Genomic DNA, 15572 nt, shown 5'->3' with positions numbered 1-15572 from the left:
GAAGCGACGCAGGATGAGCCCCTTCTTCCGCACAGGTGCCTCCGCGGGATCCCTCCCACCACGCCGTCGTCGGGCCGGCTTGCCCGATGTGAGGCGTGACCAGGAAGAGTCCCTCCCCGTTCACCTGAGTGGCGGAACGCCTGGTCGGGCCGTGCCGCCGTACGACCCTTGTCCCTACGGGTGCCCCACCCCGCGCCCAGAACGTCCGAGGCGCACCGAGCGGAGAAGAAGCCACCGCATGCATCAGCAGCCGACTCGGCCCTCAGCCGCCGACGACAACCGCCCGCCCGGGGCCCGGCGCAGCCTCTTCCCACGGTCCGGCGCCGGGAACACCGCACCGGTCATCCGGGACCCCAAGCCACCATCGCCCCCGGGTACGTCTCCGATCTCGCCGGCCGTCGACGGCCGGCCCCAGGTCTCGGCGCAACTCACGAGCCGGCCGCGCCGCCCCACCACCGCATCGGCTCCCGGTGCTTCCCCGCGTACGCCGCACCCGACACCCCGGCCGGCTCCCGACCTGCCGCCCACACACACCGCCCTGATCTGCGTCGCCCTGCCGGGCCTCGCCATCTCCGGCGAGCAGGGACAACTGACCGGCCGGGGGCTGGAGGGGTTCTACCGGGGCGGCCGGCGCCTGCTCTCGCGGTGCCAGATCCGCATCGCCGGGCGCGAACCGCTCGCGGTGCAGGCCAGGATGACCGGGGCCGACCAGGCTCGCTTCGTCGGGACCCTGCGTGTCTCCCCGGGGGCGGGTCCGGATCCCGACGTCGTCGTCGAGCGGACCCGCAACGCCGACGGAACCGAACGCATCACGCTCCACAACGCCGGCCCACGCCCCCTCCGCCTCCCGCTCGAGGTCTCCCTCGGCACGGACCTGGCGGACCTCGGCGCCGTCGCCTCCGGCAGGGCAGGCCCCGAACTTCCGGCCAGCGTCCACGACTCGGGCCTGCGCTGGTCCTCGGCCGGCGGCGCCAGCGTCACCGCGCACCCTCCGCCCGCCGACGCACTGGCCTCCGCCGGACTGCTGCGCTGGGAACTGGAACTGCCTCCGGGCGGAACGGCAGGCGTGGAGCTACGGGTTCGCCCGGACGGGGCCGGACCGCTGCGCGCCGTGGGCCAGGCCGCGACGAGCCCCTTCGCGCCTGCCCAGGCCGCAGGCGACGACCCGCGGCTGGCCGCCCTGCTGCGGGCCGCCGTCGACGACCTCCAGGCCCTGCTGCTGCGCGACCCCGCGCACCCCTCCGACACCTATCTGGCGGCGGGCGCACCATGGCGCTGCGGCATGGCACCGGCCGAGGCGCTTGCCGCGGCCCGGATGGCGCTGCCCCTCGGCACCCGGCTCGCCGCGGGCACGCTGCGCACCCTTGCCCGCTCACAGCAGCCGGGCCCGGGCCCACAGGCCGGCCTGATCCCCGGTCCGCTACGCGACGCCGGCGCGCTCCTCCCGCCGGCGTGCACAGGCACCGAGGCCACGCTTCTCTTCCCCGTCCTGCTCGCCGAGGCCCGCCGCTGGGGGCTCCCCGAGCAGGAGACACAGGAACTGCTGCCCGCCGCCGAGCGCTGCCTGACCTGGCTGCGGACCACTGTCGGCGACGGAACCCACCTCCCCGACCCGCAGCCGGGAGGCCCGGTCCGCTGCGAGACGCAGGCCCACGCCCACCGCGCCGCTCTGCTCGGGGCCGATCTCCTCGACGCGTACGGCAGGCCAGGGGGCTCGGAGTTAAGACAGTGGGCCCAGGCCGCGCGCAACGCGTTCCGCACGGGCTTCTGGGTCGAGGACCGCGGCGGCGGACGCCCGGCTGCGGCCCTGGCGCCGGACGGCCGGCCCCTTCCGCACCTCGGCTCCGCCGCCGTGCACCTTCTCGACACCGGCCTGCTCGGCGCCGGCCGGCTCGCCCCCGGCCTGCTCGACAAGGTGCAGACCGAACAGCTCGCCCGGCTGCTCGGCGGCCCGGCGATGGACGCGGGCTGGGGGCTGCGCGGCCTCGGCACCAAGGAGGCCGGACACAATCCGTTCGGCCACCGGACCGGAGCCGTGCGGGTCCACGAGACCGCGCTCGCCGTCGCCGGACTGGCCGCCGCCGGTTACGACAAGGAGGCGAGCGGCCTGCTGAGGGGGCTGCTGGCGGCAGCGGAGCACTTCGGCCACCGGCTGCCGGAGATGTTCGCGGGGGAGCAGCGCTCTGCCGGGAGAGCTCCCCTCCCGCACCCGGCGGCGTGCCGCCCGGCGGCCACCGCCGCGGCCTCCGCGGTCCTGGTCCTCACCACGCTCGCGGGCATCCGCCCCGACGCCCCGGCCCGCACCGTCACTCTGCGCCCGGTGCGGAGCGCTCCGCTCGGCGAGATCGGGCTGACGGGGTTGCGCGTCGCGGGCGCTCCCTTCGCCGTGCGGGTCAGCCGACTGGGACTCGCCATGGTCGAGGAGGCGGCGAACGGCCTGCAACTTGGAGTGTGACCTCGTACGACGCCACAGGATCGACGCCTGGGAGCCCACCCTGCACCCCATACCGGAACGAAGCGGATCCGCCACCTGTGCGGTCGACGAAGGGAGTGTTTATCGTCAGGCAGACGACTATGATCGCCGCATGCCCTACGACCCGTCAGCCTTTCCGCCCTTCGCCGTCACCGTGGACCTGGTCGTGCTGACCGTGCGCCGCCATGCCCTGTGCGCGTTGGCGGTACGCAGGGGCGAGCCGCCGTTCCAGGGGCGCTGGGCGCTGCCCGGCGGCTTCGTACGGGCCGACGAGGACCTGTCCCAGGCGGCAGCGCGTGAGCTGGCCGAGGAGACCGGGCTGCGCGCCCACGATCCCTCGGCCCCGGCTCAGGACAACGGCGCCCACCTGGAACAGCTCGCCACCTACGGCGACCCGAAGCGGGACCCCCGGATGCGGGTCGTCAGCGTCGCGCACCTCGCCCTCGCCCCGGACCTGCCCGCGCCCCGGGCCGGCGGTGACGCGAGCAACGCGCGCTGGGCACCGGTCGAGGAGCTGCTCCAGCAGGGCGGATACGGCCGCGACGGCGAACCCGTGGCACCGCTCGCCTTCGACCACGCCCAGATCCTCGCCGACGGGGTCGAGCGGGCCCGCTCCAAGATCGAGTACTCGTCGCTGGCCACCGCGTTCTGTACGCCCGAGTTCACCGTCGGCGAGCTGCGCCGGGTCTACGAGGCCGTGTGGGGCGTGGCCCTCGATCCGCGCAACTTCCACCGCAAGGTCACCGGAACGCCGGGATTCCTGGTTCCGACGGGCGGTACGACGACCCGCCAGGGCGGGCGGCCGGCTCAGCTCTTCCGGGCCGGTGGCGCCACCTTGCTCAACCCTCCGATGCTCCGTCCCGAGGTCTGATCCACCGAATCCACCGAATCCACCGAATCCATCCAATCCATCGAATGGGGGACAAAAATCCCCTTCGACTTGCGCGCCACCTAGGAACAGATCAGGCGATACCCGAAAAACCAGACATCCCGCGCTATCTTGCTGCAGGTGATCCAGGCTTTCGGACTGACCAGCAACCCCCGCAAGGGTCACCCGCCCGCCGTCGACGACGTCTCCTTCGAGGCGCACGCCGGCCGTGTCACCGTGCTCCTCGGGGCGGAGGGCGCGGGCAAGACGGCGGCGCTCAGACTGATGCTCGAACTCCAACAGGGCCGCGGCATCACCTACTTCAGGGGTCGGCCCCTGCATCAGATCGCCCACCCGTCGCGGGAAGTCGGCGTGCTCCTCGGCGACGTACCCGGTCATCCGGCCCGCTCGGTCCGCGGGCATCTGCGCATGCTGTGCGCGGCGGCGGGAGTTCCCGTCCGGCGCGCCGACGAAGTCCTCGAGGTCGTGGGTCTCGTCAGCCTCCGCGAGGAACGCCTCGGCACCCTGTCGCGCGGCATGGACCGCAGACTCGGACTGGCCTGCGCCCTCCTGCCCGACCCGCACACGCTCGTGCTGGACGACCCCGCCGACGGCCTCTCCGCCCGCGAGGCGCGCTGGCTGTACGGCATGCTGCGCGCGCACGCGACCCAGGGCGGCACGGTGCTGTTCACGACTGCCGACTCCAAGGAGGCCGCACGCGAGGCCGACCGGGTCGTCACTCTCGACGGCGGCAGGATCGTCGCCGACCAGGAGGCAAGAGCGTTCGCCCGCACCCGGCTGCGTCCGCGCGTGGCCGTCCGCAGTCCCCACGCCGCCCGTCTCGCGGCCGCGCTCACCAAGGAGGCCCGTACCGACCAGCGGTCCGTCGAGGTCGTGCGGGAGGGCGGCAACCACCTCTCCGTGTACGGCAGTACGACCGCCGACATCGGCGAGACCGCGTTCCGGCACGGCATTCTCGTCCACCAACTCGCCGACGAGGTCGGGGACATGGGGCCGAGTGCGGAATCGGGAGCCGGGGGCGTGGTGAGAGCTGCCGGTGAGGAGGTGGCGGCCGGGCCGGAACAGGACGTGGCGGAACGCTTGCCGGAGGGCGGGGCAGAAGCCGCGTCCGGCTCGTCGTCGGAGGAGCGGGCTGCTCCGCCTGCGCGGGCGGCGTCCGGTCTCGCGTCACTGGAGCAGGAGCGGGTGGTGTCCAGCGTCTCGACGTCGGAGCCGGAGCCGGAGTCGGAGGAGGGCGTCGGCGACGAGTGGTCGTCGCTCGGGGGAGTTCACGCCCGCAGCTCCTTGCCGGGCCGCACGAGGATCGCCCACGGCACCCCGGCCGAGGGGCTGGCGCAAGCCGACACCGTCTCCGGAACCGGCCGTACGTCCCTTGGCGCTGCTCCTGGAGCCGACCCCACGTCCCCGGGTGCGGCCTCCGCCGCTGCGGACGGGGTGGGCGGCGGTGCCGAGGCGGCCGCTCCTGCCGGCGCGCCTGCGATCGCCGCCGAGACCCGCCCCCTCGCGGCCGCACTCGAGGTCGACTCCTCGGAGGCATCCACGGACCCGGGGGCAGAAGCCGACACCGAGAGCACCGCCGCGCTCGGCACGCTGGCGGTCGGCGCGACTGTCCCCGGCGCTCGGAATCCAGACGCTCGGAATCCAGAAGTCCGGAGCCCGGACGCCCGGCATTCAGACGACCGGCATTCCGGCAGTCCCCAGCCCCGGGCCGGGCAGGCCGGGCATGGCGGGCACCCGGCACGCTCGCATGCCGACTCCGTCCCCGCTCGCGACGCTTTGTCCTCCCTCCCGCCCCCCATCTCCGTCCGACCCGCCCGCAGCCCCCTACGCCCCCTGCGTTACGAACTCCGGCGCGCCACCGGAATCGGCACCGGATTCCTCACCTGCGGGGCCGTGCTGGTGGTGTCCGCGCTCACCGCCGTACTCCTGGCGCGGCTCGGCCACACCCCGCAGGCGCGACTGTTCGCGGCGTGGCCGCGGGAACTGCCGCTGCCGCCCACGGCGCTCGCGGCGGGACTGCTCGGTGCGCTGGCCTTCGGAGACGAGTTCCGTCACCCCGCACTGGCGGCGGACCGTGGGACCGTGCCCCGCCGGCTGGGGCTGCTCACCGCGAAACTCCTCGTCTCCGGAGCCACCGCCCTGATGCTGGCCTTCCTCACCGTGGGCTGCAACGCCGAAGTGCTCTATCTCGCCTACGGACGGGAGCTGACGCAAGTTCCCTCGGACTGGCTCTCGCTGAGTGCGAGTTGGCTCGGACTGGTCATCGGCTGCGCATGGGCCGGTGTTCTGGCGGCCGGCGTCTTCCGGTCCACCACGGCGGGCCTCGCCGCGGTCCTCGCCGTACCCGTCCTCGTCGTCCCCGCCGTGCACAAGGCGCTGCAGGGTCGAGCCGTGCGGATGGCGGCCGGCTTCCCGGTGCGGATGCGGGAGGTCTTCCTGCTGGACTGGCCCTTCGGAGGGGAGCGGTATCTGCTCGCGATGGCCCGGCTTCTCGCCCAACCCGTGGGTGGTGCACTGACGTTGTCGCTGGCCGCACTGCTCTGCGCGTATCTGGTCACGACGCTGCGCGCCAGGGCCCGATGACCACCGTCCGTACGCTTGCGGTCCTGCTGTGCCCACAACTCCCCGGAGAAAGCACGTTTCTTTCCGATAAGGCGTCAATTGCGACGGGGTGAGCGATCACCCTTTCGTGTGCTTTTCACCAAAGACCTCAAGGGAGTTGGAGGCGGCGCCGACAAAGGATCCGTGAGTACCCTTGCGCACACCATGATGACCGCCGCCCGCTCCGCAGACTCTGGTCTGACCGGCCCGGGCGATCTCGACCGCTACCCCTACACCGAGGCCCCGGTGGCCGACCGTGTCGGAGCGCCCGCCTGGGACGGAGCCGACCCCGAGCTGGGCCGCGTCGGCCGACGCGCCACGGGCAGCCGCGGACGCGGACTGCACGGCCAACTCGTCCAGCAGCTGGGTCAGATGATCGTCTCCGGGGACCTGGGGGCGGACCGCCCGCTGGTGCCCGAGGAGATCGGCCAGCGCTTCGAGGTCTCCCGTACCGTCGTCCGCGAGTCCCTCCGCGTCCTGGAGGCCAAGGGCCTCGTCAGCGCCCGCCCGAACGTCGGCACACGCGTGCGTCCCGTCAGCGACTGGAACCTCCTCGACCCGGACATCATCGAGTGGCGGGCCTTCGGGCCGCAGCGCGACGACCAGCGCCGCGAGCTGAGCGAGCTGCGCTGGACGATCGAGCCGCTCGCCGCCCGCCTCGCCGCCGGGCACGGGCGCGAGGAGGTGCAGCAGCGCCTGTCGGACATGGTCGAGATCATGAGCCACGCCATGGCGCAGGGCGACGCGCTGACGTTCTCGCGCGCCGACACGGAGTTCCACGGGCTGCTCATCCAGATCGCGGGCAACCGCATGCTGGAGCACCTCTCAGGGATCGTCTCGGCCGCCCTCCAGGTCTCCGGCGGACCGGTCACGGGCTGTGACCGGCCGAACGAGGCATCCCTCGCGCTGCACGCGCGGATCGTCGACGCGCTCGGCACCGGCGACGGCGCGGCGGCGGAGGCGGCCATGCGTCAACTGCTCACCGTCCACCCTGAGGTGGAGCGCGTGGTTCCCGCCCCGCGCGAGCACTGACCCGTACCGAAGGCGGTGCGGTCGCCAGTGTGCCGCGTTCTCGTGGTTCTCGTGGCGGCGCCGGGCCTGGGAACCGGCCGTCGCCGGACCCCGCCGGATCCTTGGAGGTCCGGCGGGGCCCGGCGGCGCGGCGGGCCGCCCATGTCGGCAAAGTGGTTCCGGTCGACACATCAGCGATCCCCTCTGTCCATATCTGACCGTTTTTGACCGCTTACGGGGTGTGACTCGGGCCACGCAGATTGGGCGTAACGCTTGTGGGAGCAGCGCGATGACCTAAGAGGTGACAGCCGCGGAGGGAATACGGACGCCATCACAGGCGCTGTGCATCTTCCCGGCCCCCGCCCGCTCCGTCGGCCCATCCCCAGGCCGGTGGTCGGCTCCTGTCCACTGTGGACGGGGCCGGAAGCCGTTTTCCAACGTTCCGAGAGGTTGTTCGTGTCGGCCAGCACATCCCGTACGCTCCCGCCGGAGATCGCCGAGTCCATCTCTGTCATGGCGCTCATTGAGCGGGGAAAGGCTGAGGGGCAGATCGCCGGCGACGATGTGCGTCGGGCCTTCGAAGCTGACCAGATTCCGGCCACTCAGTGGAAGAACGTACTGCGCAGCCTCAACCAGATCCTTGAGGAAGAGGGTGTGACGCTGATGGTCAGTGCAGCAGAGCCCAAGCGCACCCGAAAGAGCGTCGCAGCGAAGAGCCCGGCGAAGCGCACCGCCACCAAGACGGTCGCGGCGAAGACGGTGACCACCAGGAAGGCCACCGCCACCACGGCCGCTCCGGCCGTGCCCGCCGCCCCGGCAGTCGACGATCCCGCCGAGGAAGTCGCACCCGCCAAGAAGGCAGCAGCAGCCAAGAAGACGACCGCCAAGAAGACGGTCGCGAAGAAGACCGTCGCCAAGAAGACGGCCGCCAAGAAGACCGCGGCCAAGTCGGACGACGTCGAGCTGTCCGAGGACGAGGTCCTCGAGGACACCAAGGTCGCCGACGAGCCCGAGGGCACCGAGAGCGCCGGCTTCGTACTCTCCGACGAGGACGAGGACGACGCTCCCGCCCAGCAGGTCGCCGCGGCCGGTGCCACCGCCGACCCGGTCAAGGACTACCTCAAGCAGATCGGCAAGGTCCCCCTGCTCAACGCCGAGCAGGAGGTCGAGCTGGCCAAGCGCATCGAGGCGGGTCTGTTCGCCGAGGACAAGCTGGCGAACGCCGACAAGCTCGCCCCGAAGCTGAAGCGCGAGCTGGAGATCATCGCCGAGGACGGCCGCCGCGCCAAGAACCACCTCCTGGAGGCCAACCTCCGTCTGGTGGTCTCCCTGGCCAAGCGGTACACCGGCCGCGGCATGCTCTTCCTGGACCTCATCCAGGAGGGCAACCTCGGTCTGATCCGCGCGGTGGAGAAGTTCGACTACACCAAGGGCTACAAGTTCTCCACGTACGCCACCTGGTGGATCCGTCAGGCGATCACCCGCGCCATGGCCGACCAGGCCCGCACCATCCGCATCCCGGTGCACATGGTCGAGGTCATCAACAAGCTCGCGCGTGTGCAGCGCCAGATGCTCCAGGACCTGGGCCGCGAGCCCACCCCGGAGGAGCTGGCCAAGGAACTCGACATGACCCCGGAGAAGGTCATCGAGGTCCAGAAGTACGGCCGCGAGCCCATCTCGCTCCACACCCCGCTGGGTGAGGACGGTGACAGCGAGTTCGGTGACCTCATCGAGGACTCCGAGGCCGTCGTCCCCGCCGACGCCGTCAGCTTCACGCTTCTGCAGGAGCAGCTGCACTCCGTTCTGGACACCCTGTCCGAGCGCGAGGCCGGCGTCGTCTCCATGCGTTTCGGTCTCACCGACGGTCAGCCGAAGACCCTCGACGAGATCGGCAAGGTGTACGGCGTGACGCGTGAGCGCATCCGTCAGATCGAGTCCAAGACCATGTCGAAGCTGCGCCACCCGTCGCGTTCGCAGGTGCTGCGCGACTACCTCGACTAGGTCCCGGTCGTACGACGACGAAGGCCCGGCTCCCCTCGTGGGAGCCGGGCCTTCGTGCTGCGCGCAGCCGTGCCGTGCATGACTCTGGGTGTCCCAGTACCACCCCAGAGTGAGGAGCAGGCATGCGCCGTTCCATTGCCCGGGCACTGATCCGGCCCCTGGCCCTGGCGGCCACCATGACCGCCATACCCCTGATGGGAGCGGCCCCGGTGGCCGCCGACAGCGTGGTCGTAGGGGGTTTTCCGATAGAGATTTCCCAGGCCCCGTGGACCGTGGCGCTGTCCAGCCGTGACCGGTTCGGGGGTACGCGCGCCGGGCAGTTCTGCGGCGGGGTGGCGGTCAGCCGGACCACCGTGCTCACCGCGGCCCACTGCGTGGCCGAGGAGGTCCTGGGGGCGCCTGCGAACCAGATGCGCGACCTCAAGGTCATCGCGGGCCGTACGGACCTGCTGTCGGGTGAGGGCGAGGAGATCGCCCTGAAGGACGCCCGGGTGAATCCGCACTACGACGCCGTGACCAACTCCGGCGACTTCGCCGTGCTCACGCTCGCCGCGCCGCTGCCGCAGAGCGCCGTCGTGGCCATGGCGCCGGCCGGCGACCCGGCGTACACGGCGGGGACGCAGGCCATGGTCTCCGGATGGGGCGACACGACGGGCGGCGGCACCTATGCGCACCGGCTGCACGCCGCACGCGTGCGCGTGCTCGCGGACGATCTCTGCGCTCGCGCCTATCCGGGCGGCCTGGACGGCGTCTACCGGGCCGACTCCATGCTCTGTGCCGGAGAGGTCGCGGGCGGGCCGGACGCCTGTCAGGGCGACAGCGGCGGTCCTCTGGTGGCCTCAGGGCGGCTGATCGGGCTCGTGTCCTGGGGGAGCGGCTGTGGGCGCCCCGGCAGCCCCGGTGTCTACACGCGCGTGTCCGACGTCCTGCGCACGCTGAAACCGGCCGCCGCTGGTCCGCAGCGGCCCCACAAGGGGTCCTGAGGGACTGCACGGGCCCACGAGCACGGGCGGCCGCTCCTGGTGGGAGCGGCCGCCCGTGCGCTGGCCTGTGCCAGGGCTGGCTCGTCGTGGTGCGAGATTCAGCGCTCTTCTTCGGAAGCGGTGCCAGGAGCGGTCGTCAGCCGCTCCGTCTCGTCCTGTATCTCAGCGGCGATCTTCTTGAGTTCCGGCTCGAACTTGCGCCCGTGGTGGGCACAGAAGAGCAGTTCTCCGCCGCTGAGCAGCACAACGCGCAGGTATGCCTGGGCGCCGCAGCGGTCGCAGCGATCGGCGGCCGTCAGCGGGCTCGCGGGGGTCAGAACAGTAGTCACGTCGCCTCTTCTCTAGCTCGACGAGCTGTCGTACCAGGGTCAACATCCAACCAGCCCGAAAACGTTCCCGCTCGTGGCTTTTCCTCGAAAAAATCTTCCGGGGCGGCTGTCTGCTGCCGGTTGGCGGCGAATGTGCCGTAGTGCGTGTCTTATGTGCTTTACGGTTTCGCGCTGTCTTGGGTTCACGTCCTGCCGGCCGGGTTGCCGGTTGTTCATGAGGACGTGCCCGGAGCCTAAATGGTTCATGCCTCCAAGGGAACGTGATATGTACTTCACTCCATCGAGGGATCGAACATGCATGCGAGCCTGGACTAGGCTGAGTTCCCGACGAGGGTGGCGTTACAACGGCTCTACCAGGCCTCGGTACCCTCTGAGCGGCAACCGAAGCCACCCCCTTACCCAGAAGGGGGTCACCTGAAATTCAGCGAGGAGCGAACCGCGTGACCGCCGATACGTCCGTGCCGTCCACAGCGCTGCTGGCAGGAGCAGACCGGGACGGTTCCAACTACACCGCGCGGCACCTGCTCGTCCTTGAGGGACTCGAGGCCGTGCGCAAGCGCCCGGGCATGTACATCGGCTCGACCGACAGCCGCGGTCTGATGCACTGCCTGTGGGAGATCATCGACAACTCCGTGGACGAGGCCCTCGGTGGCTACTGCGATCACATCGACGTGATCCTCCACGACGACGGCTCCGTGGAGGTGCGGGACAACGGCCGTGGCATCCCCGTGGACGTGGAGCCCAAGACCGGCCTGTCCGGCGTCGAGGTCGTCATGACCAAGCTCCACGCCGGCGGCAAGTTCGGCGGCGGCTCCTATGCCGCCTCCGGTGGCCTGCACGGCGTCGGCGCCTCCGTGGTCAACGCGCTCTCCGCCCGACTCGACGTCGAGGTGGACCGCAGCGGCCACACCCACGCCATCAGCTTCCGCCGTGGTGTGCCGGGGGCCTTCGGGGGAGACGGTCCGGACGCGAAGTTCGAGTCCAAGAGCGGTCTGGCCAAGGCCAAGAAGATCCCCAGGACCCGTACCGGCACGCGCGTGCGGTACTGGGCCGACCGGCAGATCTTCCTGAAGGACGCCAAGCTCTCCCTGGAGACGCTGCACCAGCGCGCCCGGCAGACCGCCTTCCTGGTACCGGGCCTGACCATCGTCGTCCGCGACGAGTTCGGACTCGGCGAGGGCGGCAGCAAGGGCGAGGAGTCCTTCCGCTTCGACGGTGGCATCAGCGAGTTCTGCGAGTACCTGGCCAACGACAAGCCGGTGTGCGACATCCTCCGCTTCTCGGGCCAGGGCACCTTCAAGGAGACCGTCCCGGTCCTGGACGAGCACGGCCAGATGACCCCCACCGAGGTCAAGCGCGAGCTGGGCGTGGATGTGGCGTTGCGTTGGGGCACGGGCTACGACACCACCCTGAGGTCCTTCGTCAACATCATCGCCACCCCCAAGGGCGGCACCCACGTGACCGGCTTCGAGCAGGCCATCACCCAGACGCTGAACGACGTCCTGCGCGCCAAGAAGATGCTGCGTGTGGCCGAGGACAACATCGTCAAGGACGACGCTCTCGAGGGCCTCACCGCCGTCGTCACCGTGCGCCTGGCCGAGCCGCAGTTCGAGGGGCAGACCAAGGAGGTCCTCGGCACGTCGGCGGCCCGGCGCATCGTGAACAACGTGGTCACCAATGAGCTGAAGGCGTTCCTGACCGCCACCAAGCGTGACGCCGCCGCTCAGGCCCGGGTCGTCCTGGAGAAGGCGGTGGCCGCCGCCCGTACGCGCGTCGCTGCGCGCCAGCACAAGGACGCCCAGCGGCGGAAGACCGCTCTGGAGTCCTCGTCCCTGCCGGCCAAGCTCGCCGACTGCCGCAGCGACGACGTCGACCGCAGCGAGCTGTTCATCGTCGAGGGCGACTCCGCGCTCGGCACGGCGAAGCTGGCCCGGAACTCCGAGTTCCAGGCGCTGCTGCCGATCCGGGGCAAGATCCTCAACGTGCAGCGGTCGTCGGTGACCGACATGCTCAAGAACGCCGAGTGCGGCGCGATCATCCAGGTCATAGGAGCCGGCTCGGGCCGTACCTTCGACATCGACGCGGCCCGCTACGGCAAGATCATCATGATGACCGACGCCGATGTGGACGGCTCTCACATCCGGTGCCTGCTGCTGACGCTGTTCCAGCGCTACATGCGGCCGATGGTCGAGGCGGGCCGGGTCTTCGCCGCGGTGCCGCCGCTGCACCGCATCGAGCTGATCCAGCCGAAGAAGGGCCAGGACAAGTACGTCTACACGTACTCGGACCGTGAGCTGCGCGACAAGCTCATGGAGTTCCAGAGCAAGGGCATCCGGTACAAGGACTCCATCCAGCGCTACAAGGGTCTGGGCGAGATGGACGCCGACCAGCTGGCCGAGACCACGATGGACCCGCGTCACCGCACCCTGCGCCGGATCAACCTCTCCGACCTGGAGGCCGCCGAACAGGTCTTCGACCTGCTCATGGGCAATGACGTGGCGCCCCGCAAGGAATTCATCTCCAGCTCGGCGGCGACACTGGACCGGTCGCGGATCGACGCGTAACCGCTGAGTCGGGATTCGGCCGACCGGGCTGCTCACGGGGAGCGGGCCGGTCGGCCGGTGTGCGGGGCCGCTCCGCGGAGTGGCTCATTGGACTCGGCCGGCCATACCGACCTCGAGATCACCGCGTCCCTCGAGATCACCGGCTCGTCGCAGGTCTCTCCACCCGGGGGTGGAGGCGGGCCGGTCGCCGGATTCCACCCGCGATCCACCCCTGCTCCGATCTCCTGACCTGCGCATTTCCGTAACTTCGAAGGCGTCGGCAGCGCTCGCTTCCGGCACCACCTTCTCGCTTACGGAGGCTGCGATGTCCGGGCTCGTCAACGCATCGGTGACCGTGGCTGTGGTCGCCATCGTGATCGTGCGACAGTTCCGCGCCCGTGCGATCGACACCGACCGGCGCTGGTGGCTGCTGCCCGTGATCCTCGCGGTCGTCGCGCTGCGCCATCCCGGCATACTCGACGCCCATCACCGGACCGAGTCCGCCGTGCTGCTCGCCGTGGAGGTGTTCATCGGCCTGGCCACGGGCGCCGGCTGGGCCTGGACCACCCGGGTCTGGACCGCGTCGGACGGTGTCGTGTGGACCAAGAGCACCAAGGCCAGCGCCATCGTGTGGCTCGTCGGCATAGCCCTCCGGGTCGGCGTCTTCGCCCTCGGCGCCGCGTTCGGCGTGCACCAGGACAGCTCGGCACTGATGCTCGGCCTCGCCGGCACCCTGCTCGTCCGTGCCGGGATCCTGGCCTGGCGGGCTCAGTCCCTCGGCTCCGCGAGCGACCCGGCGCCCGCGTACGGTGACGACATGCGGTCGGCGTGGAAGGAACGCGTGTGAAGGACAACGCCTGGACGCGCTGGCCGTCGCGAGAGGCGCTCGGCCGGGCGGGAATCAGCCGGCCCCGGCGCATGCTGGCCTGGGCCGTCAGGGTGCTCGTGATCGCCCTGCTCCTGTGGAGTGCGTTCAGTCAGAAGCACGTCGGCATCTGGGGCGCGCTCGCGGCCGCGGCGGGCGTCGTGCTCACCGCTCTCCTCTCCTGGGCCTTCTTCCGCACCACGTACCAGCACCGGCTGGTGCCCTCCATGGTGCTCATCGGACTGATCCTGGGCATCGCGGTCGCCGCCCAGGCCACCGGGTTCAGAGGACCGGCCCTGCTGATCTGGTGCGGCTGCGGTATCGCCGCTCTGGAGCGGATGCCTCTCGGGGCCGCCCTGCCCGTGACGTCGGTGGCGCTGGCCTCGTACTCCGCGTTCAACAACGACGTGTGGCTGACCACGGCCGCCACGGTGGCGGGCATGGCCCTCGCCGGCTACGTCCTGCGGCTGGACGCGGAGGCCCGGGGCAGCGCGCAGCGGCTGCTCGCCCAGGAGCGGGCCGCGAGGGCCGCCGAGGCGGAGTCGGCGGCGCTGGCCGAGCGGGCGAGGATCGCCCGGGAGATCCACGACGTGCTGGCCCACAGCCTCTCCGCGCAGTTGGTGCACCTCGAGGCGGCGCGGCTGCTGATCGAGCGCGGTGCCGACCGGGAGAAGATCCTGGAGCGCGTGGTGGCTGCCCGGGGCATGGCCCGCGACGGCCTCGCCGAGACCCGGCAGGCACTGTCCGCGCTGCGCGGCGAGCTGACCCCGCTGGAGGACTTCCTGACCGAACTCGTCAGCGGGGCCGACGGCGCCGAGGTCACTGTCACGGGTGAGCGCAGACCCCTGCCGGCCGAGGCGTCCCAGGCCGTGCGCCGGGTGGCGCAGGAGGCGTTGACGAACGTCCGCAAGCACGCCCACGGCGCCCAGGTGCACCTGCGGCTCGACTACGGCCCGCACGAAGTGACGCTGGGTGTACGGGACTCGGGCGGCCGGCCGGGCGAACTCACCGGGTCCGGCGGCGGGTACGGTCTGCTGGGGATGCGGGAGCGCGCCGAACTGCTGGGCGGCTCGCTCGACGCGGGGCCGGACGAGGAGGGGTTCGTGGTGACGTTGAAGGTGCCGGTATGACGGAGACGGAGGGGGAGAAGAAGCCGGCGCGGGTGGTCGTCGCGGACGACCAGACCGTGGTCAGGGAAGGCATCGTGATGCTGCTCGGGCTGCTGCCCGGTGTGGAGGTCGTCGGTTCCGCGGGGGACGGCGAAGAGGCGGTGCGACTGGTCGGGGAACTCGCCCCTGACGTGGTCCTGATGGACCTGCGGATGCCCCGCTGCGACGGCGTGGAGGCCACGCGGCGGATCCGGGCCCAGTACCCGGGGACCCAGGTCGTGGTGCTCACCACGTACGCGGACGACGAGTCGCTGTTCCCCGCGTTGCACGCGGGAGCCCGGGGCTATCTCACCAAGGACGCGGGGGGCGACGAGATCGTGCGCGCCGTGGAGAGCGTCCTGTCGGGGGACGCGGGACTGTCGCCGAGCGTCCAGCGTCGGCTGCTGGAACGGCTGTCGGAGCCCCGGCCCGAGCCCAAGCCGGCCTCGGCCGAGGCGCCCGACGGGCTGACCGCGCGGGAGACCGAGGTCCTGGTGCTGATCGCCGAGGGACTGAGTAACCAGGAGATCGCCCGCAAGCTGCATGTCTCCACCGCGACCGTGAAGACGCACATCAACAACCTCTTCGCCAAGACAGGTCTCAGGGACCGGGCGCAGGCGGTGCGTTACGCGTACGGGAAGGGGCTGGTCCGGCCACGCGCGGAGTGAATCACCTGATGGGGTGAAGAGCCGAGGGAAGAAGAGTCAGGATCTTCCCGATCTGTCCATC

At 71.2% G+C, this 15572-nt stretch carries 11 protein-coding genes; 10 read left to right on the top strand and 1 reads right to left on the bottom strand.

Going from position 1 to position 15572, the window contains the following annotated elements; translation table 11 throughout:
- Window positions 1-238 precede the first annotated feature (238 nt).
- The 6 genes from BEK98_RS12000 (at window position 239) to BEK98_RS11975 (ending at window position 9958) form a co-directional block, all read left to right on the top strand.
- Window positions 239-2455: a glycogen debranching N-terminal domain-containing protein gene (locus BEK98_RS12000; RefSeq protein ID WP_244201839.1), complete on the top strand. Its 2217-nt coding sequence runs from the start codon at window positions 239-241 to the stop codon at window positions 2453-2455.
- A 130-nt stretch (window positions 2456-2585) separates the two neighbouring features.
- Window positions 2586-3344 carry an NUDIX hydrolase gene (locus BEK98_RS11995; RefSeq protein WP_094216435.1) on the top strand — a complete coding sequence of 253 codons (759 nt, stop codon included), beginning with the start codon at window positions 2586-2588 and terminating at the stop codon, window positions 3342-3344.
- A gap of 129 nt (window positions 3345-3473) precedes the next feature.
- A complete protein-coding gene (locus BEK98_RS11990) occupies window positions 3474-5945 on the top strand; it encodes an ATP-binding cassette domain-containing protein (protein WP_425276605.1) in 2472 nt (823 codons plus the stop codon).
- A gap of 162 nt (window positions 5946-6107) precedes the next feature.
- Window positions 6108-6995, top strand: a complete 888-nt coding sequence (locus BEK98_RS11985; RefSeq protein WP_094216434.1) for a FadR/GntR family transcriptional regulator — start codon at window positions 6108-6110, stop codon at window positions 6993-6995.
- A 435-nt stretch (window positions 6996-7430) separates the two neighbouring features.
- Entirely contained in the window at window positions 7431-8975 is a 1545-nt protein-coding gene (locus BEK98_RS11980) for an RNA polymerase sigma factor (RefSeq protein ID WP_094216529.1), read from the top strand.
- A 122-nt stretch (window positions 8976-9097) separates the two neighbouring features.
- Window positions 9098-9958 (top strand): serine protease, encoded by an 861-nt coding sequence (locus BEK98_RS11975; RefSeq protein WP_094216433.1) that lies wholly within the window; start codon window positions 9098-9100, stop codon window positions 9956-9958.
- 98 nt (window positions 9959-10056) lie between these two features.
- Here the strand turns inward: BEK98_RS11975 and BEK98_RS11970 are convergent, their stop codons facing one another.
- A complete protein-coding gene (locus BEK98_RS11970) occupies window positions 10057-10287 on the bottom strand; it encodes a DUF7455 domain-containing protein (protein WP_094216432.1) in 231 nt (76 codons plus the stop codon).
- Between the two features lie 440 nt (window positions 10288-10727).
- Here BEK98_RS11970 and BEK98_RS11965 point away from each other — a divergent pair, with 440 nt between their 5' ends.
- From BEK98_RS11965 to BEK98_RS11950, 4 genes are all read left to right on the top strand, one after another.
- Window positions 10728-12851 (top strand): DNA gyrase/topoisomerase IV subunit B, encoded by a 2124-nt coding sequence (locus BEK98_RS11965; protein WP_094216431.1) that lies wholly within the window; start codon window positions 10728-10730, stop codon window positions 12849-12851.
- A 304-nt stretch (window positions 12852-13155) separates the two neighbouring features.
- Window positions 13156-13677, top strand: a complete 522-nt coding sequence (locus BEK98_RS11960) for a DUF1453 family protein (RefSeq protein WP_094216430.1) — start codon at window positions 13156-13158, stop codon at window positions 13675-13677.
- Complete coding sequence (locus tag BEK98_RS11955; RefSeq protein WP_094216429.1) at window positions 13674-14825, top strand: sensor histidine kinase; 1152 nt, start codon at window positions 13674-13676, stop codon at window positions 14823-14825. The genes BEK98_RS11960 and BEK98_RS11955 overlap by 4 nt, the downstream gene beginning before the upstream one ends.
- On the top strand, window positions 14822-15511 hold the full coding sequence (locus tag BEK98_RS11950) for a response regulator transcription factor (protein ID WP_094216428.1): 690 nt from the start codon (window positions 14822-14824) through the stop codon (window positions 15509-15511). The genes BEK98_RS11955 and BEK98_RS11950 overlap by 4 nt, the downstream gene beginning before the upstream one ends.
- The last annotated feature ends 61 nt before the right edge of the window (window positions 15512-15572 follow it).

It is taken from the genome of Streptomyces diastatochromogenes, from assembly GCF_002242805.1.
GTDB classification, from domain to species: Bacteria; Actinomycetota; Actinomycetes; order Streptomycetales; family Streptomycetaceae; genus Streptomyces; species Streptomyces diastatochromogenes.
The sequence above is the reverse complement of the archived record's forward strand: the minus strand, read 5'-3'. Positions and strand labels throughout refer to the sequence as shown.

Coding starts and splice junctions, on each gene's coding strand:
- BEK98_RS11960 (WP_094216430.1), top strand. CDS start 13,156: ATGTCCGGGCTCGTCAACGCATCGGTGACCGTGGCTGTGGTCGCCATC.
- BEK98_RS11950 (WP_094216428.1), top strand. CDS start 14,822: ATGACGGAGACGGAGGGGGAGAAGAAGCCGGCGCGGGTGGTCGTCGCG.
- BEK98_RS11995 (WP_094216435.1), top strand. CDS start 2,586: ATGCCCTACGACCCGTCAGCCTTTCCGCCCTTCGCCGTCACCGTGGAC.
- BEK98_RS11975 (WP_094216433.1), top strand. CDS start 9,098: ATGCGCCGTTCCATTGCCCGGGCACTGATCCGGCCCCTGGCCCTGGCG.
- BEK98_RS12000 (WP_244201839.1), top strand. CDS start 239: ATGCATCAGCAGCCGACTCGGCCCTCAGCCGCCGACGACAACCGCCCG.